Annotated in this window: 22 protein-coding genes; 12 read left to right on the top strand and 10 right to left on the bottom strand. The window is 41.6% G+C overall.

Annotation, left to right across the window (positions count from 1 at the left end):
* Positions 1-8 precede the first annotated feature (8 nt).
* Positions 9-503 carry an inorganic diphosphatase gene (locus NG78_RS04380; RefSeq protein WP_004134152.1) on the bottom strand — a complete coding sequence of 165 codons (495 nt, stop codon included), beginning with the start codon at positions 501-503 and terminating at the stop codon, positions 9-11.
* A gap of 189 nt (positions 504-692) precedes the next feature.
* Here NG78_RS04380 and NG78_RS04385 point away from each other — a divergent pair, with 189 nt between their 5' ends.
* From NG78_RS04385 to pgl, 4 genes are all read left to right on the top strand, one after another.
* On the top strand, positions 693-3,182 hold the full coding sequence (locus NG78_RS04385; protein ID WP_004134150.1) for an acyltransferase family protein: 2,490 nt from the start codon (positions 693-695) through the stop codon (positions 3,180-3,182).
* Between the two features lie 131 nt (positions 3,183-3,313).
* Positions 3,314-4,894 carry a glucose-6-phosphate dehydrogenase gene (gene zwf / locus NG78_RS04390; protein WP_004134147.1) on the top strand — a complete coding sequence of 527 codons (1,581 nt, stop codon included), beginning with the start codon at positions 3,314-3,316 and terminating at the stop codon, positions 4,892-4,894.
* Positions 4,891-5,832 carry a glucose-6-phosphate dehydrogenase assembly protein OpcA gene (locus NG78_RS04395; protein ID WP_004134145.1) on the top strand — a complete coding sequence of 314 codons (942 nt, stop codon included), beginning with the start codon at positions 4,891-4,893 and terminating at the stop codon, positions 5,830-5,832. Before zwf ends, NG78_RS04395 begins: the two co-directional genes overlap by 4 nt.
* Positions 5,833-5,920: 88 nt before the next feature.
* Entirely contained in the window at positions 5,921-6,745 is an 825-nt protein-coding gene (pgl, locus tag NG78_RS04400) for a 6-phosphogluconolactonase (RefSeq protein ID WP_004134143.1), read from the top strand.
* A gap of 101 nt (positions 6,746-6,846) precedes the next feature.
* On the opposite strand, the gene gndA is transcribed toward pgl, so the two are convergent.
* A complete protein-coding gene (gndA, locus tag NG78_RS04405) occupies positions 6,847-8,301 on the bottom strand; it encodes an NADP-dependent phosphogluconate dehydrogenase (protein WP_004134141.1) in 1,455 nt (484 codons plus the stop codon).
* Between the two features lie 364 nt (positions 8,302-8,665).
* On the opposite strand from gndA, the gene nrdH reads away from it, so the two are divergent.
* The 5 genes from nrdH (at position 8,666) to NG78_RS04430 (ending at position 13,887) form a co-directional block, all read left to right on the top strand.
* Complete coding sequence (nrdH, locus tag NG78_RS04410) at positions 8,666-8,926, top strand: glutaredoxin-like protein NrdH (RefSeq protein WP_004134139.1); 261 nt, start codon at positions 8,666-8,668, stop codon at positions 8,924-8,926.
* Positions 8,927-8,929: 3 nt separating this feature from the next.
* Positions 8,930-9,430, top strand: a complete 501-nt coding sequence (nrdI, locus tag NG78_RS04415) for a class Ib ribonucleoside-diphosphate reductase assembly flavoprotein NrdI (RefSeq protein WP_004134137.1) — start codon at positions 8,930-8,932, stop codon at positions 9,428-9,430.
* 68 nt (positions 9,431-9,498) lie between these two features.
* The gene (nrdE, locus tag NG78_RS04420; protein WP_155114928.1) at positions 9,499-11,733 is read left to right on the top strand and encodes a class 1b ribonucleoside-diphosphate reductase subunit alpha; all 2,235 of its coding nucleotides are present in this window, start codon (positions 9,499-9,501) and stop codon (positions 11,731-11,733) included.
* Positions 11,734-11,841: 108 nt separating this feature from the next.
* Positions 11,842-12,921, top strand: a complete 1,080-nt coding sequence (gene nrdF, locus NG78_RS04425; protein WP_004134133.1) for a class 1b ribonucleoside-diphosphate reductase subunit beta — start codon at positions 11,842-11,844, stop codon at positions 12,919-12,921.
* Positions 12,922-13,293: 372 nt separating this feature from the next.
* On the top strand, positions 13,294-13,887 hold the full coding sequence (locus tag NG78_RS04430; protein WP_004134126.1) for a hypothetical protein: 594 nt from the start codon (positions 13,294-13,296) through the stop codon (positions 13,885-13,887).
* A gap of 252 nt (positions 13,888-14,139) precedes the next feature.
* Here NG78_RS04430 and NG78_RS04435 read toward each other — a convergent pair whose 3' ends face one another.
* The 6 genes from NG78_RS04435 to NG78_RS04455 all read right to left on the bottom strand — a co-directional run bounded on the left by NG78_RS04435 (position 14,140) and on the right by NG78_RS04455 (position 20,466).
* Positions 14,140-15,591, bottom strand: a complete 1,452-nt coding sequence (locus NG78_RS04435) for an ATP-binding protein (RefSeq protein ID WP_004134124.1) — start codon at positions 15,589-15,591, stop codon at positions 14,140-14,142.
* Positions 15,592-15,826: 235 nt separating this feature from the next.
* Positions 15,827-16,498 (bottom strand): ABC transporter ATP-binding protein, encoded by a 672-nt coding sequence (locus tag NG78_RS04440; RefSeq protein ID WP_032837665.1) that lies wholly within the window; start codon positions 16,496-16,498, stop codon positions 15,827-15,829.
* A gap of 6 nt (positions 16,499-16,504) precedes the next feature.
* Entirely contained in the window at positions 16,505-18,703 is a 2,199-nt protein-coding gene (locus NG78_RS04445) for a hypothetical protein (protein ID WP_004134120.1), read from the bottom strand.
* 417 nt (positions 18,704-19,120) lie between these two features.
* Positions 19,121-19,294 (bottom strand): hypothetical protein, encoded by a 174-nt coding sequence (locus NG78_RS06110; protein ID WP_004129684.1) that lies wholly within the window; start codon positions 19,292-19,294, stop codon positions 19,121-19,123.
* The gene (locus NG78_RS04450; RefSeq protein ID WP_004134118.1) at positions 19,291-19,584 is read right to left on the bottom strand and encodes a DUF2089 family protein; all 294 of its coding nucleotides are present in this window, start codon (positions 19,582-19,584) and stop codon (positions 19,291-19,293) included. The genes NG78_RS06110 and NG78_RS04450 overlap by 4 nt, the downstream gene beginning before the upstream one ends.
* 291 nt (positions 19,585-19,875) lie before the next feature.
* The gene (locus NG78_RS04455) at positions 19,876-20,466 is read right to left on the bottom strand and encodes a type IV toxin-antitoxin system AbiEi family antitoxin domain-containing protein (protein ID WP_004134117.1); all 591 of its coding nucleotides are present in this window, start codon (positions 20,464-20,466) and stop codon (positions 19,876-19,878) included.
* Positions 20,467-20,808: 342 nt separating this feature from the next.
* Here NG78_RS04455 and NG78_RS04460 point away from each other — a divergent pair, with 342 nt between their 5' ends.
* Genes NG78_RS04460 through NG78_RS04470 form a run of 3 tightly spaced genes read left to right on the top strand, consistent with a single transcriptional unit; the run spans position 20,809 to position 23,166 of the window.
* Positions 20,809-21,270: a hypothetical protein gene (locus tag NG78_RS04460; RefSeq protein WP_004134115.1), complete on the top strand. Its 462-nt coding sequence runs from the start codon at positions 20,809-20,811 to the stop codon at positions 21,268-21,270.
* Between the two features lie 35 nt (positions 21,271-21,305).
* Entirely contained in the window at positions 21,306-21,959 is a 654-nt protein-coding gene (locus NG78_RS04465) for a response regulator transcription factor (protein WP_004134113.1), read from the top strand.
* Positions 21,960-21,993: 34 nt separating this feature from the next.
* Positions 21,994-23,166 (top strand): sensor histidine kinase, encoded by a 1,173-nt coding sequence (locus tag NG78_RS04470; protein ID WP_004134111.1) that lies wholly within the window; start codon positions 21,994-21,996, stop codon positions 23,164-23,166.
* Between the two features lie 239 nt (positions 23,167-23,405).
* On the opposite strand, the gene NG78_RS04475 is transcribed toward NG78_RS04470, so the two are convergent.
* Together NG78_RS04475 and NG78_RS04480 are read right to left on the bottom strand one after the other, a co-directional pair.
* Entirely contained in the window at positions 23,406-24,629 is a 1,224-nt protein-coding gene (locus NG78_RS04475; protein ID WP_004134109.1) for a histidine kinase dimerization/phosphoacceptor domain-containing protein, read from the bottom strand.
* Positions 24,623-25,363 (bottom strand): response regulator transcription factor, encoded by a 741-nt coding sequence (locus NG78_RS04480; RefSeq protein WP_004134107.1) that lies wholly within the window; start codon positions 25,361-25,363, stop codon positions 24,623-24,625. Before NG78_RS04480 ends, NG78_RS04475 begins: the two co-directional genes overlap by 7 nt.
* Positions 25,364-25,551: the final 188 nt, after the last annotated feature.

Raw genomic sequence — 25,551 nt, 5'->3', positions numbered from 1 at the left:
AGTAAAACTTACTTTTCGCTTTCTGCCAAACGCTTGCGAGCTGCAACGATTTCCTTCTCAGCCTGCTCTACGCCAGCCCAGAAGTCACCAGGAAGAACTTCCTTACCTGGCTCCAAAGCCTTGTACTGCTCGAAGAAGTGCTTGATTTCTGCCTTGTGATACTCGCTCACATCATCGATATCCTTAATATCGTCGAAACGAACATCTGCTGGAACGCACAAAACCTTGTCGTCTCCACCGGCTTCATCAACCATGTGATACAAGCCAACAGCGCGGCACTCAACAACGCATCCTGGGAATACGGAGTTTGGAATCATAACAAGAGCGTCGAGTGGATCGCCATCTTCGCCCAAAGTGCCATCAATATATCCGTAATCATCTGGGTAACCCATTGCGGTGAAAAGTGTACGATCCAAGAATACGCGACCGGTTTCGTGGTCTACTTCATACTTGTTCTTAGAACCGCGTGGGATTTCTACCACGACGTTAAAAGTTTCTGCCATTTTGGCTCCTTTATTATCTTTAATAACAATTGACACAACTGTTCTATTTCACTTTAGCGCGCACTAAAGAAAGCATTATTTCAAAACACGCTTTGCGGTTCAAAAGTGTCGAAAGACACAGTTATTATAGCTCTGTTTTACACATAATATGTGCACATACAAAAGCATGGTTGACGAAGCGCAGGCAATATGACAAAGAAGAAACGCGTGAATACTTCCACTGTTTCACCGGCCAATAAAAACTTCCGCCAAAAGGAAGCTGAGGCCGCAAATAATGCTAGTAAAACACTCGTAAATAAAAAGCTTGCAAACGAAAGAGCTAAGTCAACTAATACTGTTAGTGAAGTAAAAAATCAGACTGAATCTAAAAGAAATCCTGCAATAGACGGCTTGCGTGCTTTAGCAATTATTGGAATTGTTTGCTTCCATATGCGTCCAAGTACACTTTCTGGAGGATTTTTAGGAGTAACGCTATTTTTAGTTTTAGCTGGATACTTTTGCACACATTCTATACTTCGCTATTTAGACTCTCAAAAAAGCGCTACGACTAGCAGTAATACAAGTAGCAGCGCAAACAGCATTGAGCAAAGTAAAACAAAAACTGGTGAATTTAAAAGATTAATCACCTGCTACTTTAATTACATTTGGCATCGTTTAAAGCGAATTTGGCCACCAACCCTTGGAATTATTGGAGTTAGTGCACCAATGATGTGGCTTTTTTCGCCAAGTCTACTTCCAAAATTACAGGCGGACGCTTTTTCTGGAGCAGGCTTCTTTAGCAACATAATGTACGTTGCGCGCAAACTATCTTATTTTGAGCAAACAGGATTGCCTTCCCCGATTAAACACTTGTGGTATCTTGGCTTAATCATGCAAGCATTCGTTGTGTGGCCACTTATTCTTACAGCCCTCGTAAAGCTTGTTAAACGCGCAATTAATCGCATGTATATTACTGCAGGATTGGCAATACTTTCTACAATACTTACGTTTACTTTTGCCTACATGTTTGGCAATTACACTACTCCAGCTCGCGTCTATTATTCTCTTGACACAAGAGCGTCGGAATTCTTGCTAGGCGCAATGCTGGCAATGTACGGGGCTTGGTTTACTAAACATTCATTACACGCTTGGATTATTCGCGCATTTTACTGGATTCGCGGCAACAAGCATGCAATAGTTAAGATTTCCCCAATATTGCCGAAATCTGACACTACTAGCTCTTCTTCAAACGAAACTTATGCTGAAGAGAATGTAAGCAACAAGCAAATTGATGAAAATGCTGCAAAATCTTCTGCTGAAAATAGTATTCCAGAAGATCTGCGAGCTGGATTACAAATTGATTTGTCTGACAATGCTGAAATTTTGCGCGATGACTACAAGAATACAGATTTAGAAGATTCTTCTAAATCTGAAATACGCGAACTTCCAGATAACGTATTTACAGCTCCAAAAACAGTGTTTTACAACCCTTTGCACGCGTGGCAAAGATCCTTAATAGGTATTGTTACAACAATAGTTCTGATTTTGTGCTTTGTTTATGCAGACGGCACATCCTCAGCATTTACTTTTGGCGGATACACAATAACCGCGGCAGTTTGCGCGCTAATACTGTGGTCTTGCACTCAGACCGATAATATTTGCTCAAGAATTTTCGCATTTGCGCCGTTATCTTATCTTGGAAAGCGCGCATTTGCTATTTATTTAATACACTTCCCAATTTTGGAATTGTGCAATCCTGCCACAAGAACAACAGCTGTTTCTTGGGAAGAGCAGATTTTGCAAGCTGTAGTAATTGTTGCAGTAGCAGAATGTTTCTATCAACTATTTGAAAAACAAACAGAAAAATATCTGCAAAAATTGGTACATTTCGTAGCATTAGCAATAGTTTGCGTAATAACTATTTTCTTAATTGCTTTGCCATTGAATTGGAATAGTATTGCCCAACAACGCGCAATACAAATTCGACCAGAACTAACTGTAAATGCTGCTAAAGATGCTGCTAAAAATGCTGAAGCAGAAAAAACAAAAACTGACCAGAAAGCAAATGCATCTGCTTCGAATAAGAAAGCAAAAGGATCGCACAAGGCTGTAGTAAAACAATCTCTTCCGCCAACGCCATCAAAGTATCCTGTGCTTTTCCCAATTGCAGAAAAAGTTCCGCAGAATCTTGCAGCATCACACACTCGTATTGATAGAAAGCGCAACACTTGCTCAGTAAACTTAACTATGGTAGGCGATTCTATTACCGAAGGCGCAAAACCATACTTGCTACAAGTAATGCCTAATGCTTATATTGACGGAAAAGTAAGCAGACAGATTTTCCACGGTGCCGACGAATACGCTCAAGATATTTCTAGCAAACATGCTGGGGATGTTGTTATTTACGCTTTAGGAACAAATGGCCCACCTCACGACGACAGCGTTCTTCAGCACATGGTAGATGTTGCTAAGGGTAAGCCTGTTTATTTCGTTACAACTAGAGTTCCACAGCCATGGCAAGATGTTACCAACGACCGCCTGCGCAAGTTTGCTCAAACGCATCCTAATGTTGGCATTATTGACTGGAATGGTTTTAGCAAAAATCATTCTGAATATTTAACTGACGACGGCGTGCATTTAACTCCAGTTGGCGGTCCAAAATACGCAAAAATGATTCGACTCGCGCTATGCGGAGCCTGATTTATTAATCACGTAAATTTTGGCATAACTACAAGTATTTTGCGCACGCTACAAGCAAATCTTATAACGAATCGCAATGAAAATAACGACTCGTGTAGGAAAAATAGCAGTGAAATATTACGATAGTATGTATGACTGAGTTGAGGATTCCTTTTAACACGCAACACAATGCTGATGATGCGTATGCGTGGACGAACCCATTACGAGATCCTAGAGATTTACGTTTGGCTCGCATTGCCGGCCCGTGCAGTTTAGTAATTTTTGGTATTACTGGCGATTTAGCACGCAAAAAACTTATGCCAGCCGTATACGACTTGGCTAATCGAGGACTTTTGCCACCAGGATTTGGTTTAACTGGTTTTGCAAGACGAGACTGGACAGACGAGCATTTCGTAAACTTTGTGCGCGAAAATATTGAGCAGCATTGCCGCACTCCATTTCGTGAATCAACTTGGATCAATCTTGCAAAAGGTATACGCTTCGTGCGCGGCACTTTTGACGATGCTTCTGCGTTTGAGCGTTTAAGCAAAACGGTAAACGAGTTAGATAGGGACCGCGGTACGCGCGGAAACCACGCATTTTACATGTCTATTCCGCCTTCAAGCTTCCCTATTGTTGCGCAACAGTTGGCAGCATCCGGACTTTCTCACTCTTCCGAACACGCGTGGCGTCGCGTAATTATTGAAAAGCCTTTCGGCCACGATTTGGCGAGCGCGCGAGAATTGGATCGCGTTGTTTCAGAAGTTTTTGACCCTAATTCCGTATTTAGAATCGACCATTACTTGGGTAAGGAAACCGTGCAAAATTTGCTGGCTTTCCGTTTTGCTAACGCAATGTACGAGCCGATTTGGAACGCGAATTATGTTGACCACGTGCAAATTACGATGGCTGAAGACATTGGTATTGGCGGACGCGCCGGATATTACGACGGAATTGGCGCTGCACGCGATGTGATTCAAAACCACTTGCTTCAGCTTATGGCACTTACTGCTATGGAAGAACCTGTAAGTTTCCGCGCAAGCGATTTGACCGCAGAAAAAACGAAAGTTTTATCTGCAGTTCGCTTACCTCACGATTTGGCAGCAAATACTGCTCGCGGACAGTATGCAGCAGGCTGGCAAGGCTCTTATAAAGCAGTTGGTTACTTGGAAGAACAAGGAATCGACCCTAAAAGCACTACTGAAACGTATGCTGCCGTGCGACTAGACGTTGACACTCGCCGCTGGGCTGGAGTGCCATTCTATTTGCGCACCGGTAAACGTTTAGGCAAGCGTGTTACGGAAATTGCTGTTATTTTTAAGCGCGCTCCGCACTTACCGTTTGAATCAACCGCCGTTCGAGAGCTTGGCAGCAATGCGATTGTAATTCGCGTGCAGCCAGACGAGGGCGTTACTATGCGTTTCGGCGCAAAAGTTCCTGGCGGAACTGCTATGGAAGTTCGCGACGTTTCTATGGACTTTAGTTACGGACGCTCATTTACTGAAAGCTCACCTGAAGCCTACGAGCGCTTAATTCTTGACGTTCTTCTTGGCGAACCTCCACTGTTCCCAACTACTGAAGAAGTAGATTTGAGCTGGAAGATTTTGGATCCTATTGAGGAATTCTGGAGTTCACTTGGAACACAACCACAGCCGTATCGCGCTGGAACTTGGGGACCTAAGGAAGCAGACGACATGCTTGCTCGTAACAATCGTCATTGGAGACTGCCATGATTATCAACCTTCCTGATACTAATACCAGTAAAATTTCGCAAAAAATCGACGAATTGCACGAAGAGCGCGGAGAATCTGCAACTGGACGCGTGCTTACTCTTTTAATCGACACAGATCTTCAAGAATTGGAGCATGCTCTCGAAGCTGCTAATGCTGCAAGCCGCGAGCACCCTTGCCGAGTTATTGCTATGGTTCGAGACTGGTCTAGCGAGCATGCTGCTGAGCGCGGAGAAGTTGTGCCAAATCTTGACGCTCAAGTTCGTTTTGGTGCTGACGCTGGGGCTGGCGAGATTATTATTTTGTATCCTCATAACGGCTTGGTTCGCCACCCGGATACGCTTGTTATTCCGCTACTTGTGCCAGATGCGCCGATTGTTGCCTGGTGGCCGACGAACGCTCCTGAAGATCCTGCTCACGATTTGCTTGGAGCTATGGCAAGTAGCAGAATTACTGACGCTCAGCGCGCAGACGACACTCTTAAAACTGTTCAAAACTTACGCAAAAACTGGTCTCCGCAAGATGCAGACTTATCTTGGACGCGTCTTACTCCATGGCGTGCACTTTTGGCTTCTATGCTCGATCAGCCTCCGCATTTGCCAATTACTAGCGCAAAAGTTACCGGCCCTACGCACTATGTTTCTTTGCATTTGCTTGCGGCTTGGCTTAAGAGCAGTTTGCGAGTTCCTGTAGAAATAGTTGAAAATCCTGAGGCTAAAGCAATTACTTCCGTAACTTTAGAGCGCGAAGATGGCACTTTGTCTCTTACTCGCCCTGCTGGAGGAGATCAGGCTTTGATTAGTCTTCCCTATCAGACTGCTCAGCCGATTGCGCTTCCTATTCGCACTTTGGATGATTGCTTAAGTGAAGAATTGCGACGCATTGATCCGGACGAAATTTACGCGCAGCTGGTTAGAGATAATCCTGCAGAAAACAATTAAGTCTATAAAAATACAAAACGTGAAACAACTTGTGAAACAACGTATGAAACAGCGTGTGAAACATTTTTAACGGCATAAAGGGATAACTATGACAGATAATGAAGTTACTTTTGCACACAACGCAAGCGTTTACGGCTACAATAACCCCGACGTACTTTCAGCCGTTGCAGCACAACGCCTAGTAACTCTTATTATGGAATCACAAAATAATGTGCAAAATCTCAATAAACCATTCCATTTACTTCTTACTGGTGGCACAGATTCAATACGCATGTTCCAAATGCTTGCCAGCAATCCGCTTTTGACGGTGATTGATTGGGATTTGGTGCATATTTGGTGGGCAGATGAGCGTTTCGTAGCTTACGATAGCGAGGATCGCAACGCACGCAAAACTCGCGAAGCGCTGCTTGACTTACTTACTTCTCACAAAGCTTTGGCAGAATCTCATATTCACGAGATGCCGGCAGATGAGCGCAACGCGGAAGAAATTGCAGCAGCCAGCGACGCTGAAAATGACGCTATTTTAGATGCTGCAGCGCGCGACTATGAGGAAGAAATTACAGGATTACTTGGGCCAGAGCCTGTGTTTGATTTAGCAATTCTTGGCATGGGCCCGGACGCGCATATGGCTTCGCTTTTCCCGGGATTGCCGCAGGTTAATAATCGCGAGTGCATTGTTGTTGGAGTAAACCACTCACCTAAGCTTCCGCCAATGCGATTGTCTCTTACAGTTCCTGTGCTGGCTCACAGTCGCCGCACTTGGTTTTTGACTGCCGGAGCAGAAAAGGGCGCTGCTTTAATGAATTCACTTTCGGGAGCTAATAATCCTGAATATCCTGCGTCTTTTGCAAACGGAACTGAGGAAATCTCTTGGCTAACCACCGCAAGCACACTGCAAGCTGCTATTGAATAACTGCATAAAATTCAGCAACAAAATATATTAAAAAGAATAAAATAAAATACAGGCCTTTGCATTATTATGCAGAGGCCTGCTTATTCTAAATATTATTTGTTTTAATCTTGCTTTACTTCTGGACGATTAGGCTCTGCCCACAAAGTGTGGAATACGCCCGGCTCGTCAATTCGGCCGTAAGTGTGAGCGCCGAAGAAATCGCGCTGAGCCTGAATAAGCGAAGCAGGCAAACGCTTGGAACGCAAACCATCGTAGTATGCAAGCAAGCTAGAGAATGCTGGCACAGGCACACCATGCTCAACTGCGCGCGCAATAACACGACGCCAAGCAGCCTGCGACTTTTCAATAGCATCCTTAAAGTACGGTGCAAAAAGCAAAGAAACGCTTGCTTCACCGGACTCAAAAGCCTCGGAAACACGGTTCAAGAACTGAGCGCGAATAATGCAGCCACCTCGCCAAATGCGAGCAACAGCAGCCTGGTCAATCTTCCAATCATGCTCAATTGCAGCAGCCGCAATCTCATCGAAGCCCTGAGCATAAGAAACAATCTTAGAAGCGTACAAAGCTTGACGAATATCCTCAATAAACGCCTTACGCTCAGCATCATTCAAGTCAAAATGAACATCTGGGCCAGTCAAACCCTGGCTTTCAGCAGCTTCACGCAATGCAACTTGGCTAGAAAGTCCGCGAGCGAACACAGCTTCAGCAATACCTGTAACCGGTATTCCAAGCGAAAGAGCAGACTGCACAGTCCAAGTGCCAGTGCCCTTCATGCCAGCGTGATCCACCATCATCTCAACTAAAGGCTTACCAGTCTTAGCGTCCTTCTGGCGAAGCACATCCGCAGTAATCTCAATCAAATAAGAATCAAGCTCACCCTTATTCCACTCGCTAAACACGTCTGCAATTTCGTCGGACTTCATACCCAAGCCGCGAAGCATTAAATCGTAGCTTTCGGCAATAAGCTGCATATCCGAGTACTCGATGCCATTGTGAACCATCTTTACAAAGTGACCAGCACCATCGGTACCAATATGCGTTACGCAAGGCTCGCCTTCTGCAACAGCCGCAATAGACTTCAAAATAGGTCCAAGAGTCTTCCAAGATTCTTCAGTTCCACCAGGCATCATCGAAGGGCCGCGCAAAGCACCTTCTTCACCGCCAGAAACACCGCAACCAACATAATGAAGACCACGCGCGCGAATTTCACGCTCTCGGCGAATTGTGTCTTCAAAATAAGAGTTTCCGCCGTCGACAATAATATCTCCAGGCTCCATAGCATTTGCGAGCTCTTCAATAACGGCATCCGTAGGAGCACCAGCTTTTACCATAATGATTGCTGTGCGTGGGCGCTTGAGAGAAGCCACAAATTCTTCAACAGTTTTAGATGGAACGAAAGCACCCTCAGTGCCGTGCTCATTCATTAACGTTTCAGTTCGCGAATAATGACGATTGTAAACAGCAACAGTATTGCCATGATGAGCAAGATTACGCGCTAAATTAGATCCCATTGCAGCCAAGCCAACAACGCCAATATTTGCCTGAGCTTGAGTCATTACGACACCTCTTATCTTGTTTTGCTATATTTTCGTTTCTGCGTTACTCCCCTTCAGGAAACACACTTTTTAATTTTATCGGCCTATATGCACAAGATTTTCGATGCAAAAAATGCAAGTTACACTAAGTAAATTTTGTGATATAAATTACATTTTTAAGACAAACAAATCGTTCTTAAAATCTCTAAAAAAGTACGACACGCTTACAAACACGCGGATTCTGTAAATATAAACAATAACTATATGTAGTGTTTGAATAATCGACACACCACTACAAATAGTAATTATGAGTAGTATGCTGACTTTTGGCTTTTGTGCTAACACCGCGGAATCTAACGATTCCCCATCACCAGAGGAGATTGAAATGACAATTACAGTGTTTACAAAACCTCATTGCCCACAGTGTGATGCCACTAAACGACAGTTCACAAAACTTGGCGTGAACTTCGAAACTGTAGACTTATCAAAAAGCCCTGAAGCACTGGATCAATTGCGCAATGCAGGATACCGTCAAGCACCTGTAGTTATTGCGCCAGACACATCCTGGAGCGGTTACCGCCCAGATTTAATCGCACAAATTGCGGATAAACTCGGAACTTCCGCAGAAACAGCAAAAGAAGCATGAGAAATGTGTGAACAAGAAAGCATCCAACAGCCAAGCGAGCCAGAATCTCGCGCACAAGGCGAATCAATCGGAGCTGTAGTCTACTTTTCATCAGTTTCCGAAAACACATTACGATTCGTGCAAAATTGCGATTTTCCTAGCAACAACGTAAACGTGTATCGCATACCACTTCGGCCAAAAGACCCGGAATTGAACGTGCGAGAACCGTACGTGCTAATCGTACCAACTTACGGCGGCGGAAATATTGCAAAAGCAATACCAATGCAAGTGCGCAAATTCTTAAATAATCGCGAAAATCGTTCGTTTATTCGCGGAGTAATTTCTTCCGGAAATACGAATTTTGGAGATGCTTATTGCGCTGCAGGCGGTCAGATTGCAGGAAAGTGCGCAATCCCAAATATGTATTCGTTTGAGCTCACAGGAACTCAAGAAGATATTGAAAAAGTAGCGCAGGGAATACCGAAATTTTTAAAACAACTAAAAGAAGCAAAAGAAACTAAATAATCAAAATAATCAAAAACAATCAGCGTTTGAAAATCAAAAAATAACGCATGAAGAAAGGAATCAATCAAATGAATAGCACGGATCCGATGAGCGAATCTACTTCGCTTAATCTTGATCACACTGACTCCAGCGAAACTGCAAACGCAGCTGCAAGCAGCACAGCAGAACGCATTCGCAACAGCCGCGATTACCACGTTCTTAACGCTATGCTCGGTCTTTTCGATCCAGAAAAAGGCATTCAGTTTGATAAAGACGCGGAAGCAGAAAAGCTTTACGTTTCGGGTTACGTGCAAGAGCACAGCATGAAGTTTGCTTCCACTCGCGAGCGCTTGAATTATTTGATTGACAACTACTACTACAACGGCAACGTGTTCGGAAAGTACAGCGACGAGTTTCTCGATAAATTCTATGAGCACGCAGAAGCCGCTCACCACACTTTCGGCACATTCTTGGGCGCTTTTAAGTTCTACACTTCTTACGCTTTAAAAACTTTTGACGGCAAACAGTATTTGGAAAACTTCGCTCAGCGCGCAGCTGCAGTCGCTTTGGAACTCGCAGACGGCGACGAAAAAGCAGCGCTCAACTATTTGGACGAGATGCTTGCAGGCCGCTTCCAGCCAGCAACCCCAACGTTCTTGAATCTTGGTAAAGCTCAGCGCGGCGAGGCTGTGAGCTGCTTCCTAGTGCGCCTGGAAGACAACATGGAGTCTATTGCGCGCGGAATTAACTCTGCTTTGCAGCTTTCTAAGCGTGGCGGCGGCGTAGCTCTGCTCCTTACTAATTTGCGCGAACTTGGCGCTCCTATTAAGCGAATCGAGAATCAGTCGAGTGGCGTTGTGCCTGTTATGAAACTTTTGGAAGATTCATTCTCTTACGCTAATCAGCTTGGCGCTCGACAGGGTGCAGGTGCAGTGTATATTAGCGCTCACCACCCAGATATTATGCGTTTCCTTGACACTAAGCGCGAGAACGCAGACGAGAAGATTCGTATTAAGTCGCTTTCTTTGGGCGTTGTGATTCCAGATATTACTTTCGAGCTTGCTAAGCGTAAGGAAAAGATGGCTTTGTTTAGTCCTTACGATGTTGAGCGCGAATACGGCAAGCCTTTTGCAGATATTTCCGTTACCGAGCATTACGATGAGATGGTTGCAAATCCTCGTATTCACAAGAAGTACATCGACGCTCGCGAATTCTTTATGACGATTGCGGAAATTCAGTTTGAGTCTGGCTACCCTTACATTTTGTTTGAAGACACTGTAAATCGCACGAATCCTATTGAGGGTCGCATTACTATGAGCAACTTGTGCTCCGAGATTTTGCAAACTCAGGAAGCAAGCACTTATAACGCCGACTTGTCTTATAGTCACGTTGGTCGCGATATTTCTTGCAATCTTGGCTCTCTTAATATCGCTAAGGCAATGGATGGCAACTTGGGTACAAGCGTTGAGCTTGCTGTGCGTGCGCTCACTTCTGTTTCGGAGCATACTTCTATTGATTCTGTGCCTTCTATTCGTCGCGGAAACGCGGAAGGACACGCTATTGGCTTGGGTCAAATGAATTTGCACGGTTTCCTTGCGCGTGAACACATGCAGTACGGAAGCGAGGAAGCTCTTGACTTTACAGACATGTACTTTATGACGGTTGCTTACCACGCTTATAAGGCTTCTCACGCTTTGGCTGTAGAGCGCAGGACTGCTTTTGCAAGCTTTAAGACGAGCGCTTACGCTAAGCCAGCAGGCAAAGGCAACTACTTCGATAAGTACACAGATGGCAGCCGCTCTCTTGAACCTAAAACTCAAAAGGTTCGCGATTTGTTTGCTCGCTTTAACGTTGCAATTCCAACCGTTTCAGACTGGGAGCAGCTTCGCGACGAGATTTTGCGCGACGGCATTTACAACGAGTATTTGCAGGCCGTTCCTCCAACTGGCTCAATCTCGTACATCAACCATTCCACGAGTTCAATCCACCCGATTGCTTCTCGCATTGAGATTCGCAAAGAGGGCAAGGTTGGTCGCGTCTACTACCCTGCCGCATACATGACGAACGACAATATGCAGTACTTTAAGGACGCTTACGAGATCGGCTGGAAGGCGATTATTGACACTTACGCTGAAGCAACTCAGCATGTGGATCAAGGATTGTCGCTTACTTTGTTCTTCCCAGACACTACTACTACTCGCGATTTGAACAAGGCTCAGATTTACGCATGGCGTAAGGGCATTAAGACTCTTTACTACATTCGTATTCGTCAGAAGGCTTTGGAAGGTACGGAAATCGAGGGTTGCGTAAGCTGCACGCTGTAAATCGCAGCGCTGAAAATCGCAGCGACGTAAATATTTCGCAAATTAAATCAAAAAAAAACTTAAAAATTTTATAAAACGTAGTATGAAACAAATAATTTAGGAGTAATAATGACAGAACTCAGCCCAACAGAACTGCGCAGTAGTCTCGATAAGCCTTTCGGCACGAATCGCGTAATCGCAGACGACGCTATGATGGCAGCTTCTATCACACCATCTCAGTACCGCTACCATCACGGATCGCGCGTGCGCCCAGTTAATTGGAACAATATTATTGACGACAAAGATTTGGACGTTTGGAACCGTCTTATTGCTAACTTCTGGCTTCCAGAAAAGGTTCCGCTGAGCAACGATATTCCTTCTTGGCGTTCCCTCACCGACCTTGAGCGCAAGACCACTACTCGCGTTTTTACAGGCTTGACTTTGCTTGATACCAGCCAGGCAACTATTGGCGAGCTTTGCCAGATTGAGCACGCTCGCACTGAGCACGAGCAAGCTATTTACACGAATATTGCTTTTATGCAGTCAATTCACGCACGCTCCTACTCCTCTATTTTCTCCACTCTTTGCTCTAGCGAGGAGATTGACGAAGCTTACCGTTGGGCTGTTGGCAACGACGTTTTGCAGCAGCGCGTTACCACCGTGCTTTGCGAGTACGAGAGCGAAGATCCGCTTAAGCGCAAGATTGCAGCAACTATGCTTTCTTCATTGCTTCTTTACGCGGGCTTCTACCTTCCGCTTTATTTTGCTTCTCGCGGTAAGATGATGAACACTGCCGATATGATTCGCTTGATTTTGCGCGATAAAGCAATTCACGGCTACTATTCCGGCTACAAGTTCCAGCGCGGTTTGGAGCTTAGAAGCGAGAACGATAAGAAGAATCTTGAAAAGTTCACTATGAACTTGCTTGACACTTTGTACGATTTGGAAGTTGAGTATTCTGGTCAGATTTACGAAGGATTTGACTTCCACGATGACGTTTTTGACTTCGTTCGGTATAACGCCAACAAGGCCTTGATGAACCTTGGCTACCCTGCTAAGTACAGCGAAGAAGAGACTCACGTAAGCCCAGAAATTCTCGCAGCTCTTTCTCCTGCAGCCGACGAAAATCACGACTTCTTCTCCGGCTCTGGCTCCAGCTACATTATGGGCAAGTCTGTTGAAACTGACGACGATGATTGGGACTTCTAATCGCACAGTTGACTTACTGACTAATTTACTGAATAACTGAATAACTGAATAACTAACTGATTGGTTAGCTAATTATCTTAATTAGCTAACCAATTTTAATTTAGTTATGTCAATTATTGCAGCAAAATAGATTCTATATAAAAGCTAGAAGTCAAAAAATAACACAGGTCACTCAGCCTTTATGCTACACTATGTGAAAAGGAACCGGTCTTGTTGATTTGTTTATGCAAAAATCGGCAGTGGCCATCACTCCTACTCACGTTCAAACCAAGATTTTTGAACTGAACTGAGCGGGCACTAAAGTTGGAGTCCAAGTTTGTAAGGATGACTAACAGCCGTTAGACGCATCTATAAGAAGAAAGAAGTCCATTTATGGGGAAAATGACTTATAAAAAATTACTTTGTGTTGTAGTGCTCTTCAGCTCGCTGGTGGGTCTAGCAGCCTGCGGTAACTCCAAAGCAAACAATCCGAAGCCAACAAAAATAGCCCACCATTCTGCTAAAAAACATTCAAAATCAGTCAAAAAGGCTCCAAAGAAGAAAATCTCCGAAGCTTTTGTAAAGGGGCAAGAAGGAACTTTGGAAGCCCTAGGCGAAACTAAACGCGTTATTTGGGATGCTTATCCCGATCAGTTGGCTTACGTGAAAGATGCTTTCTACCACTGGACACTTCAAGATGACTGGTTCCAAGTTACTACTGGTCATTATATGGTTGTTGACCGTTTAAACAGTTCAGGAATGTTGTTAAAGAAACTCCAAAAAGGCATGCCTGTTAAACTAAATGGCAAAGATTACAAAGTGGCGGATTATAAAGACTTTGAGGGTGGCGGAAGCGCGGATAAATTGCTAAGCCAGTTCAAAGGATATGTTGAGCAATTCCCTAAATCTGCTTACTTTATTCAAACTTGTCTTGATGCAAGAACTTATGGCGGACAACGTTTAGTAGTTCTTGACGTAGCAAACTAGTAAACGATTTAGCAATATAACTTAGATTAGTTTCCAAATTTTGTTGTTTTGAAAATATTGCCTGTGTATCGACGAGGTTGATGAACAGGCAATATTTTTTTAGCTGATTACGCGACTATATCGCGCAACTTTAATTGCATAGTCGCTATGATATACAGGTTATCGTGGCAGATTTTGCTAATTTTGCAATTTCTGCAACGATAACATGTGATTATTGCTGCGCAATATAGTCTCGTAACTATTGTCCCGTAATCAGTTAAAAAACATTGTTTGCGCGTCAACAAAGTTGATGCTTGTTTTAGCATGACGAGGATTGTAAGAAGTTGGATGCTTTGTAAACAACATAAATATTTTCTTATAATCGCGATTTTTTGCATTCTCAACTAAAGTTGCACGCTGCAACAACTTGCTCACTGCTTCAGCTTCGTTAAGATTATTACGCCACTTACATTCTGCAATAAGAAGCTGCTTGTTAATATCGTCTTGCGCAACAATATCAATATCAGTTTGTTCGCGCGCAATAGGATCAGAGCCCCACCATTTACCTAACTTAGTTGGCAAAAAGTCCATTCCACCAATTTTGCATTGGCGCACAATCCACTGCTCGCACATTTTCTCAAACTGTTGACCTACAAAAGTGCTAAACACTTCATGCTCACCACCAAGAACACTACTTGCGGAAGCGTGTGAAAGTCCGCGTTCAATCAATCCTTTATTAGGCGCTACAAACCTATACCAATACGCAAAAAATGGGTCGCAAATCTGCCATAATCCTTTTTTGCAATGAAGCGGATTCATACCGAATGGAATATTTCTTTCAATCAATCCAAGGCCTTCTAATGTTTTCAAATACACGTTCACTGATGTAGCCGGCAAGCCAATACGATCCGATATTAAAGTCGGAGTATTGCATCCTGTAGCAAGAGCATTGAGCACACTATTGTACGTTGAAGGATCGCGCAATTCCTGGCGCATAAGCATGTCTGGTTCAGCGTACAAAATTCCCGAAATATTAAAGCATAACTGCTCAAGATTTTCCGCAAACGAAAACTTATTATCTAACTGTTCAATATAGTATGGTGTTCCTCCAAGGGATGCAAAATAGTTGATTTTATCTTCCCAAGTAGCATTATTTGGCATAAGTTCAGATGCTTCAAAAAGATTGAATGGTTGCAAGCGAATCTGCGCGGTACGTCTTCCGTAAAGTGGACTCTTTTTACCAAGCACTTCACTTTCCATGAATCCTTCGTTACTTCCGCACAAAATAAGAGTCATGTTCGCGTTCTTAAACTTATGATCTATTGCAACTTGAAATGTTGAGGCTAAAGACTTATCCGCTTGAGCTGCGTACGGAAATTCGTCGAAAACTAGAATAAGTGGAGATTGAGAAGCATTCTGATTTGCGCTGCTAGATTGTTGTGCAACGAAATCGAGAGCGTCGTTCCAATTGTTAAACGATCCTGTAGTTGCTGGTAGATTGAAGAAATCGTACACAGTTCGCGAGAAATCACGCAAATTCTCGATATTGGTTTGTTCGCGAGCAGTAAAAAGTATTGCGCGTTTATTTTTACAAAATTGTGAAATAAGCGAAGTTTTTCCTATTCGTCTTCGGCCATAAACTATTGCCATCTGGAACAAGTGTTTGCTGTTTTCATACAGTTTTTCCAGTACTTGTAACTCGTCTTGTCTGCCAACAAAAACCATATTCCACCTGCCGCTACGTTAATAATTGCAATATTTTTCAGCGCATCTTATAGCTGCTGAATCTGCGCTCAAGTTATTATAATCGCGATTATTATAATCATAATTATAATAATCTAAATTATACTATTTTGCAATATACTCAACGCAACCGCGCGTTATCGTGGCAAAAATTGCAAATCTAGCAAAAACTGCCACGATAACTCGAAATTTAACGAAGAGAAGATAATCAATGCGACTACCGAGCTAGCGCCTCAATATGCAACACACGATCACATCGCTGAGCAATCAAAGGATCATGCGTCACTACAAGCAAGGTCTTGTTATATTCTTTATTCATCGCTTGCAATTGCGCAAACACTTTATCAGCAAGATCTCTATCAAGTGAGCCCGTCGGTTCATCTGCTAAAATCAAAGAGCCAGGTTTCAGCATTGCACGAGCAATCGCAACTCGCTGCTGTTCACCACCAGAAAGCACAGCAATACGGTCATTTTTAGCATACTCAATACCGAGTTCAGCAAGAACTTTATCAATCATTTGGCGTTTAACAGACTTTGACTCTTTATTATATGTCATTGCAATCCACAAATTATCAAACACAGTTCGATCATTGAGTAATGCAAACGATTGAAATAAATAGCTAATATGATAACGACGTAACTTAGTAGCAGCAACAGAATTGATAGCTGGAAGTTCTTTGCCAGCAATCTTTATTTCACCTTTATCATAGGTTTCAAGCATGCCGAGAATGTTGAGAATAGTGGATTTTCCAGAGCCAGAAGCCCCCATGATTGCTAACGATTCTCCTTGTTGCACACTAAAACTAAGATTATGTAAAACCGGTCGATTTCCATATGATTTATAAAGATTGCGTACGCTTATTAAAGGTTCAATACCATTGTTTTGCATTATCAACTACTCCTTTACCATAGAAGTAATGTGTTTATTACTCAAATAATATGTCTGTATCGTCAATAATATGAGTTCAATAATTGCCGAAATCAGCACATATATCATGCCAGAACGAGTACGTTCAATCGAAGCAATAACAAAAAGTACTCCTTGAACGATTCCCACAAGCAAGAATGGCATAGAAAATATGCGTAATAGCGAAAAACCAAGCAATCGTTTCACTGCAATACTTTCTTGATAGCATGCTGCGAACATAGCAATAATCGCTATAAGCAATATCAACATAAGCAGAGTAATAAGCAGAATTACGCTACCAAACAATTGCAACGTCTGCATAATCGTCTTTTGGTAGCCTGCAATGCATTCTCCTACTTGTAAGAATTGAAGATGATTATCATCAAGATGATACCGTGCAGTATAAGCGTCGCTCAGATATCGAGCTGCTGCTTGATAATTCAATTTAATGTAGCTATTGTCAAGGCCGCCAGCAAGTAATGATTCACTTTCAGACGCATTCAAATTATCGCTCGTCGCATAAAAAATAATAGGATCTTTTACCATAACTTTATGATGAATATCCGTAGACCAGTTAAACCACTCGCGAGAAGGATGATACGTGCGGAATGCGAATTGTGGATGCGCAGTAAACTTGGTCGAAACATCAGTAGACGTTAAGTTGTCTGACTCTTGAAGCCACTGCCTCATCGAAGTCTGCTCTTGAGGATTATACGTGTCGGGAATGAAGTAAATGCGCACGCCCTGACGAGCAAGGTTTTTGACATCGCTATCTACAGTAAATCCTTGATCTTGCAAGTACTTAGGCGACGCCACAAAAGACCAGAATGGCTTAGAAGGCACATGCTTATATACGCTACCATTGCGCCAATCTTGTAGTATATCCGCATCAAAGAAACTTGTGTAAACAAGCCTTACTCCTGGCTTATCCTCAATAGAACGATACCATGCAAAAGCATCTTTGGCATACTGCGTCGATTGACCAGATACCGAAGCACCATCTTGCCCTACAAGACGGTGATACATAATTCTCTGCTTTAATACAGGATGCCACAAACGAGCAACTTCCACACTTTTCGTCAACTCGCCTATTGGCCCATCTATGCTATGCACACCTTCTAATACGCATGTTGATGCAATAGCATAAACGAGCGCAAGAGCAATAAGCATACCGCGTTTGGTAATACGATTACGAATTGCATCTACTGGTTTCACAGAAATAATCATCAAAATGACTAATGCGCTGAGTAGCAACACAACTGCAATAACTGGCAACGCTATAATCAGCGCCTGCATTAACAATTGAATATTCCATATAAATCCGTGAGTAAATGAACTCATCACGATACAAACAAGAGGATATACGGCGAGCGTTGAAACAAGTATCGGCATAAGGTGACGCAAAGCAAACGATGAGCGCGACCAACCCAGCAATAAGTAGCTTCCCAATGTTCTATACGAAAGATACCCATCAGCAATTATCGTAATGCCAAGAAGCAACACTGTTACAATGCAGACAATAATAAAAGTAAGTTGATTAAAACTATTGGATCGTACTATTCCAGATTTTCCACGTTGAAAATCTTGGTAGGTTGTACCAGCGATGCGAGCAGCTTGAGTAACTAATGCATGGTAGTCTCGGCTAGAAAGTCCCACAATCCTGTAATCGCCAAGCTTTGTTTTGCTGTTGTTGACGAGGGCATCTAATTGACGAACGACTAAACGCGAACCCTCAATGGAAATAGTGGGAAGATCAGCAAGCATATCTGCTTTTGCCATATCAAGTCCAAGCGTTTTGCTGCTTTCGCTGTGCAATAATTGCGTAAAGGCATGCGATGTCAGGATTGGCGTTCCGAGATATGACAAAGTAAGCAAATCATCTTTACCTCGCGGATTGCCAAATATGCCAAGCTCAAAACCATCTACACCAGCGTCACTCGCTGCCAAGCGCATATCATTACGAACCACAAAAGCATTATGCTGAGCAACAGTCTTCTTGAGTAATGCATAAATTTGATCAGCTTTGTCTTCTGTCACACCGCGTAATGAAAAAAGACGACTCGTTTGCGGATATATAGCAATACAATCACCCAAGGAGTCATTCATTCTTGTCAAACCTAACAGCGATGCAAATAACGCAAGCAGAAGAACAAGCATGCATGATAATGAACGCAATAATCGAGACATCGCATACCCCTATAATAAGTTATTCATGCATACGGATTATTTGCAATCCCAGTAGGCAGTAGCACGACCAGTGCCTACAAAAGGCTGTAGCATTTGCTAACACTACTGTCGATGCAATACGTGAAATTTTCTTCATCGTAAACCTCCAACTTATTTGTTGGGGGGGGGGGCAATGTGCCTCCCACTAACATGATAGATTTACTTATTCGTTGCGTCAACAAGAAATGTTAAGGACGCGTTTTAATCGAGTACTTGGACGTATTTCAATCGAGTACTTGGACGAACCTTTGCGCAGCAGATGCAAGTAGGCGGTTAATCTGTGATGCATAATGCTGTTTCGTTGTTATGTTATACGAGTTATCGTGGCAGAAATTGCAAAATTAGCAAAAACTGCCACGATAACTCGGTTTTTGTGTTTTATAAGTCCTGTAACGCAATTCTTTTATCTTCTGCAGACTGCTTAGACGACTTATCGTCCTTCTTAAGAGAATGCGCATAGCGAATAAGACTTCTTGCAATAAAGAACACTAAAGCACATATAACAAGTGCGATAAGAATGTCAATTATCGGACCAAATAATGCATAGCTCATGATTCATCCTTTCTTTTTCTATATTCGTTTATGAGTGTTCGAGCTGTGTCAACATCGTATTTATCGTCAATAGCAAGACTCTTTACTAAAAGAACGAACGGGTCTTCTGGTTCATTGTCGCTTATTCGAATTTTTTCAATGAGCCTGTTAAGCCTGATTCTCATCGTTGGGTAAGAGACTTGATACATTTGCGACATTTCTTTTAACGATCCAGACGATAATACAAAGTTCTTTATAAACGACATATCTTCATCTGTGAGATTAGCCATCCATCTTGGAATGTGATCCATATCACCCCTTTCTTCAGCCTATAAACTTTAATTAAATTAAACTTTTATTAAAAATATTAAAGTCGCTGTATGAGTTTGTCAAGAATAAACATGAGAGATATGACGCAAAGCGACATTTTTATATCGCCAAAATTGTCGCTTTGTCGCCAATGGATACAAAATTTAGTCATTTTGCTTAGCGTTAAGAACGTTCAATAAGTTTATAATTTCATCAAGTACGCTTGAAAATGTTATTCCTTTTGTATAACTATATTTTTTCGAATAATTTTGCCACTGTTAATTTTGCCTTATTCACAGTAGCACTTCCAGTGTTTGCTTAATTTTATTGGATATATTCATTTTTGTTGCATACTCATGAAGTTTTATAAGATCTTTCCCATTGTACTTACTATAAGCTTGAAGAGTTTTAACAAAGAGTTCAGAATCAATACTGTTTCTGTTTATTATAAAATCACAAATAATACGTTCAAAATCATAGACACGTACTTTATTCCCCATTGGGGTAGCCGTTGTAGTAACGCCTAACTTGCTATACAATCTTGAAACCCAATGAATAGCTAAATTTGAGGGTGGATTATTAAAACGATATCCTCTAGGAACGCTTACTTCAAAATGTTGTGGAATTTCATCTGTAAAACTTTGAAGATAAAGAGCTGAAACATAAGAGAATACGGCCTGTGGATAACGATATTGAAAGAAGTAATATTCGTCATAATCACCATTGGAAGAGAGGAAAATCCCCCTTTCAATTCGATTAAGAACACCTTCGTTTTTCAAACGAGTTAAATATATAGTTGGAATATCTAATGTTTTACAATCCTTGTATGTAATTATTCCATGATTATTATCTAAATAGTTAAGGAGTATCTCTTTGTTTGACACAATAGCCTCACTTCTGTTGCTTTCATACTAATATTTTATATTTTTTGTAGTGTAAAAGCAACAAAGAATTGCAACGCTATATTTTTAAGCAAGTTATCGTGGCAGAAATCGCAAAAATCGCAAAAACTGCCACGATAACTCCATAAGTATGCCTCTATTTAAGAATATTTCCAAAACGAAAATATTCTTAAATATTGATTGTTGAGAACATGCAAACTGCTAATAATAAAAGTTTTCTAAAAACGCTATCGTTAAAAATAGGTACGCCTATTTGTGTATATAAAATCTGCACGTTAGTATGTTGGTAATTTACAAAACAAGAATCACAAGGAGGTGCTTATTATGACTAATCCTTTGCGCGGTATAAGAGAAGAGGATATTGTTAAGTACTTTAAAGCGCATAATCTTTCAGTTGGTAAAACATATGTGCTTACTATGAAGTACGACCCTTGGTGGAAAGATTTAATCAAACTATTTTTGTTACCTAAATTATTCTATGTAGAGCAAGGCGTTGCTGCGCGTATTATCGCTGCCACTAATAATGAGTTTATTGTTGTTAATCCGAATGTCATTTTAGGCTCGAGTAATCTAGCTAAATTAGACGATAAGCATCTTCGTCGCATTCCGTGGAATCAACTCACTAATTTTGAAGTTATAAATAAGCCAACAACTCAAATAATTCGCTTTACTGTCAATGGTAAAACAGAAGAATGGAGTGTGCCAACGGAAAGTGCTAGTGTATGGCACTTTAATGTGTACAATCTTGATAATTTGAGAAAAACAATACAGTCGCACATCTCTTGATAAGCGGATTTAAAAAACAAGATACCATATATTGTATGAACACTACTTACGCAATTGTTGATAATGACACGCTTGTATTGCGGTACATGCAACTTCTTCTAAAAAGTCGTTTGCCTGAAAACTTTGTTTGTGCATGGATGTGCTCTTCTGCAAAACAAGCTATTCATCGTTGCGTTACAGAAAATACTCCTGACGTACTTTTAGTAGATATGTCAATGAGAGAAATGAGTGGTGTTGATGTAATTAAAGCAATTCGCGAGCGCAATAGCAATATTGTTTTAATTGGCATTACTTCCTACATGCTGGATGAATACGTATTGCAAGTTGCTAAGTCGGGTGGTCAAGCGTTAGTGCATAAAGACAATTTAGCAGACGTAGTTGCAGCCATCCAATCGCGCGCAACAAGCTACGGTTGCCCAGAATTGCCACAATATATTGACTATTTTCACACTCCGCAAGAATCATTTAATATGATTTCTCAACTTCCGAAGACTTCAGTTTTGTCTCCTCAAGAATCGGAAATTATGCGCTTTTGCAAACAGGGGTATTCTACGAAAGAGATTGCAGATCAGCTTAATGTGAAAGTTTCAACAGTAAACACGCATTTACGTCGTATTTATGGAAAACTTCAAGTCCGAAGTCGAATGCAGGCGCTTGCTGCGCTCGCAAAATATTCACATGACATATAACGTGTAAGAAATTAACGTGTAAAAGTAGGTAGTTATGAAATTATTAACGCGTATGATCAATTTTTTGCCGCATGATGCCTGGCAGAAAATTGGAATTGGTGTGATCATAAGTTGTACTTTGATTCTTGAAATTTGTTCCTATAATAATCTTCATTACTACTCTAATTGGCATTCCATTACGGTTGAAATAGTATGGATTGTAATCTGCTTATGTATTGCAATATGGCCTCGTAAAGCATCTTTTATTGTGCTCATTTGGATGCCGTTGGTAATTATTGCGCCAAATATCAACTATTCATCTATGATGCTTACCATATTGATTTGTTTGGCAATTGCTGTAATTACTCAACCTTGGTACACTGTGCTTTCTTCTTGCGGAGTTTCTTCATGGTTCTTTATTATCTGCGATTTTCAAAACGCTTATGCGTTAGCATGGTGGCTTCTTATCACTCTTATTTCTAGCGCAATCGTAAAATACTATATTTCTACTATTCACCAACAACAGGAACAGTTATTTGCACAGCGTTACAACGTTTTTCAAAAATATGCCACTATTGCAGCAATTCGCATGCACGATGAAGTAACTAATGAGCTTTCCAGCATTATGATGATGGCTCAACAATCTATTGAACCTCAAACAACTCATGAACAAGAGCATGAAAATTCGCGAGAGATTCTTCAACGTGCTACTACAACTGTTCATAGAGCACGTAATATCATTTCTCTTCTTGACAATGCTACAACTGCAAGCACTGGCGATGTTATGCAATCGACTACATGTTATAAAGATTTTTGTACAGGATTACGCGTTTTATTTGATGGTGAGCAAAAGTCATTTGAGAAGCTTGGCTATATTGGTTCCATTGACTTGAATAGTGATTTAGCTGCTGAAAATTCCCAATCAATCCATTTGCCTTTTGAAGAATGTGCTCAGATTGAGTATATTTGCCGAGAACTGCTTGCGAACGTAAAAAAGCATGCTGCAAAGCCTAAAGAATACGCCATGAATGTAATGCTTAATGACCATGAATGTCATATTACGTGTATAAATAGTGCGCAACGCGGTATCCTTGCTAACTTGCAATTAGGATATGGACTGCGTTTTCATAAGATGCTTGCGGAACGCGTTGGTGGAACTTTTAAAGTTATTGAAGATGGTGATTCGTGGATTATTAATGTACATGTTCCGCTTCATGCAGAGAAATAGCCATTGCGCAAGATGCTTATTGTGCTTCCTTGCGCTTCAATCGAGTATTTGGACGTATTTCGACCGAGTGTCTGGACGCGTTTTAATCGAGTATTTGGACGAACCTTTGCGCAGCAGATGCAAGTAGGTGGTTAATTTGCAATGCAGAATGCTGTTTTGTTGCTATGTTATACACGTTATCGTGGCAGTTTTTGCGAATTTTGCAATTTCTGCCACGATAACGCATGATTTGAGCGCTGCTAGTTTAGCGGAATAACAACATTGACCAGCCAAGTGTCATCATCTTTTTGAGCGCTTAAAGATCCACCTAAACGTTCCACAGATTTTTTGTGAAACAGTAGCCCTTTGCCAAAAACGAGTCTTCCACCAAACTTATTCAACGTCGAAATCGAATTCATGCACATTATTTTGCATTCGCGCTCATCAACCGTAACATTCATAGAAAAATCAACGCTAGTATTGCAATGCTTGCGAATATTAGTAAGCAACTCGCTGCACATGCGAATAGCGCATTGAGCCTTTTCAGTACTAACAGTTGCAGATGTAGTAAAATCACCACTCCCCGAACTTTTATCAACCACTGTTAGAGAGCCATAGTATCCAAGCTGCTCGCAAATTTGCCGTTCAGCTTGTAAGCGCGCACGAATATTGCATAAGAAATCAGTCAAATTCATGCGATCATTGCTATTAGAACCATAAACAAACTGCGTGCTGGCAATATTTGAATCTAAAGAATCATCATACTTTTGCTCAGCTTGCTCAAGCAGGCTGATAACAAGTCTCGCTTTGGAAAGCGCGTTACGCGAATGTTCAACAATCTGCTCTAACGATTCTTTTGTATGTTCATTGTTCTCAGCATATAAAGCATCCGTTGCAAGCAGCGTAATATCCGTAATCTCATTGTTCACATCGTCATGCAATTGCAACGCAACCGACGCAATATAAGACTGGAACTTGCTTCGTACAATATCCATTTTTGCACGATTATTTTCTTCCAACATGTTCAAATACTTGCGCAAAGCGTAACCGCAAATCATGGAAATAAGAATAAAACAAGGAAAAGTAAACGGAATGTACGCCATTTTTGCAAAGTACATAATATTCAGCGAAACTATGTACGCACAAAGCAAATACTTCCACGAATCGTAAAAGCCTGCAACAAACATGCTAGCAATCAGCGAAAAAAGCACGCAAGTCGCATTTACACTTGGTACTGCTAACGTTACGCAATACAAAATCGGAGTTACGAGTGATATTTGACGCGGAAAAGCAATCAAAAGAAATATTGCAAACATCCAAACGTATTGACACGCAGATTGTAATGGATTATGCCACAACCCAGCTGTATTGCACGATTGCACATCCATTGACACTACAAGAATCGCCAATATTATGAATAAAGTTCGCTGAATTTTCCAGCTTTTAACCAACTCAATAACGCGCGAAAATGTTTTCATTAACATGCGCTATCCGTTTCTTGCAAAATATTCGGATGATTTTGCGGCAAATCATTAAAATATTGCAGATTGCTAGTTTGCTCACGATTTTGCATTGCAGCAAATGCAGATATTGCTTGCACGCGATTAGAAACATGCAATTTTTTGTAAATCCTATGAATATGCGTGTTCACAGTGTTTGGCATAAGACCAAGTTGAGCCGCAATCTGATTCGTCGTGTAACCTTTAGCGAGCAGATCCATGATTTTTAGTTCTTGAGGCGGCAAAACACTACGCGACCTTGATTTAGAAAGCCTAATAAAAGATTCTTGCGGAGTAGCAAAATCGTAAGCAACATCTTTAACGCAACGGCAGCCATACACCTTCTGATTATCGCAATATTGCAAAGCTTCTGCCAATCCTTTGAAATTGTCTTTAGCAACCACAGCTTGCCCACCAACTTGCGCTACTGACGAAGCATAGGATTTACAATCGTAAGAGGTCATGCCAATTAAAACAATATTATTGTTTTGCTCACGAATTGCGCGTATTACTTCCACTCCAGACATGTCTTTCATTGACATATCAATCAAAATATAATCCGGAGTTGTTTTTGTTACGAGGCAATATTTCAAAGCTTGAACGCCTGATTTTACGCACCATTTGCACACGTACTCACTCGGCAAAAGCTTGCTGAGCACGTTTCGCATAACCGCTAAAACTAGCGGGTCGTTATCTACTATTGCATACGTTTTTGGCATAATGGCTTTCTTGCAATCACACGCTACTTTTCTTATATTCTACTTTATAAACGCGCGCAAAGTAGGGCAAATTGTGTAGTAAAAAATGATTACAAGTACTGCGCGTAAATCATATGTGCTTATAATAAGTAACAATATGTGACTTTTAGTTGCGTTTGAAAATGCAGTTTCAATAATGATTGCAGCAG

Origin of the sequence: Gardnerella greenwoodii 00703Dmash (assembly GCF_000263635.1) — a bacterium.
Lineage (GTDB): Bacteria > Actinomycetota > Actinomycetes > Actinomycetales > Bifidobacteriaceae > Bifidobacterium > Bifidobacterium greenwoodii.
The sequence above is the reverse complement of the archived record's forward strand: the minus strand, read 5'-3'. Positions and strand labels throughout refer to the sequence as shown.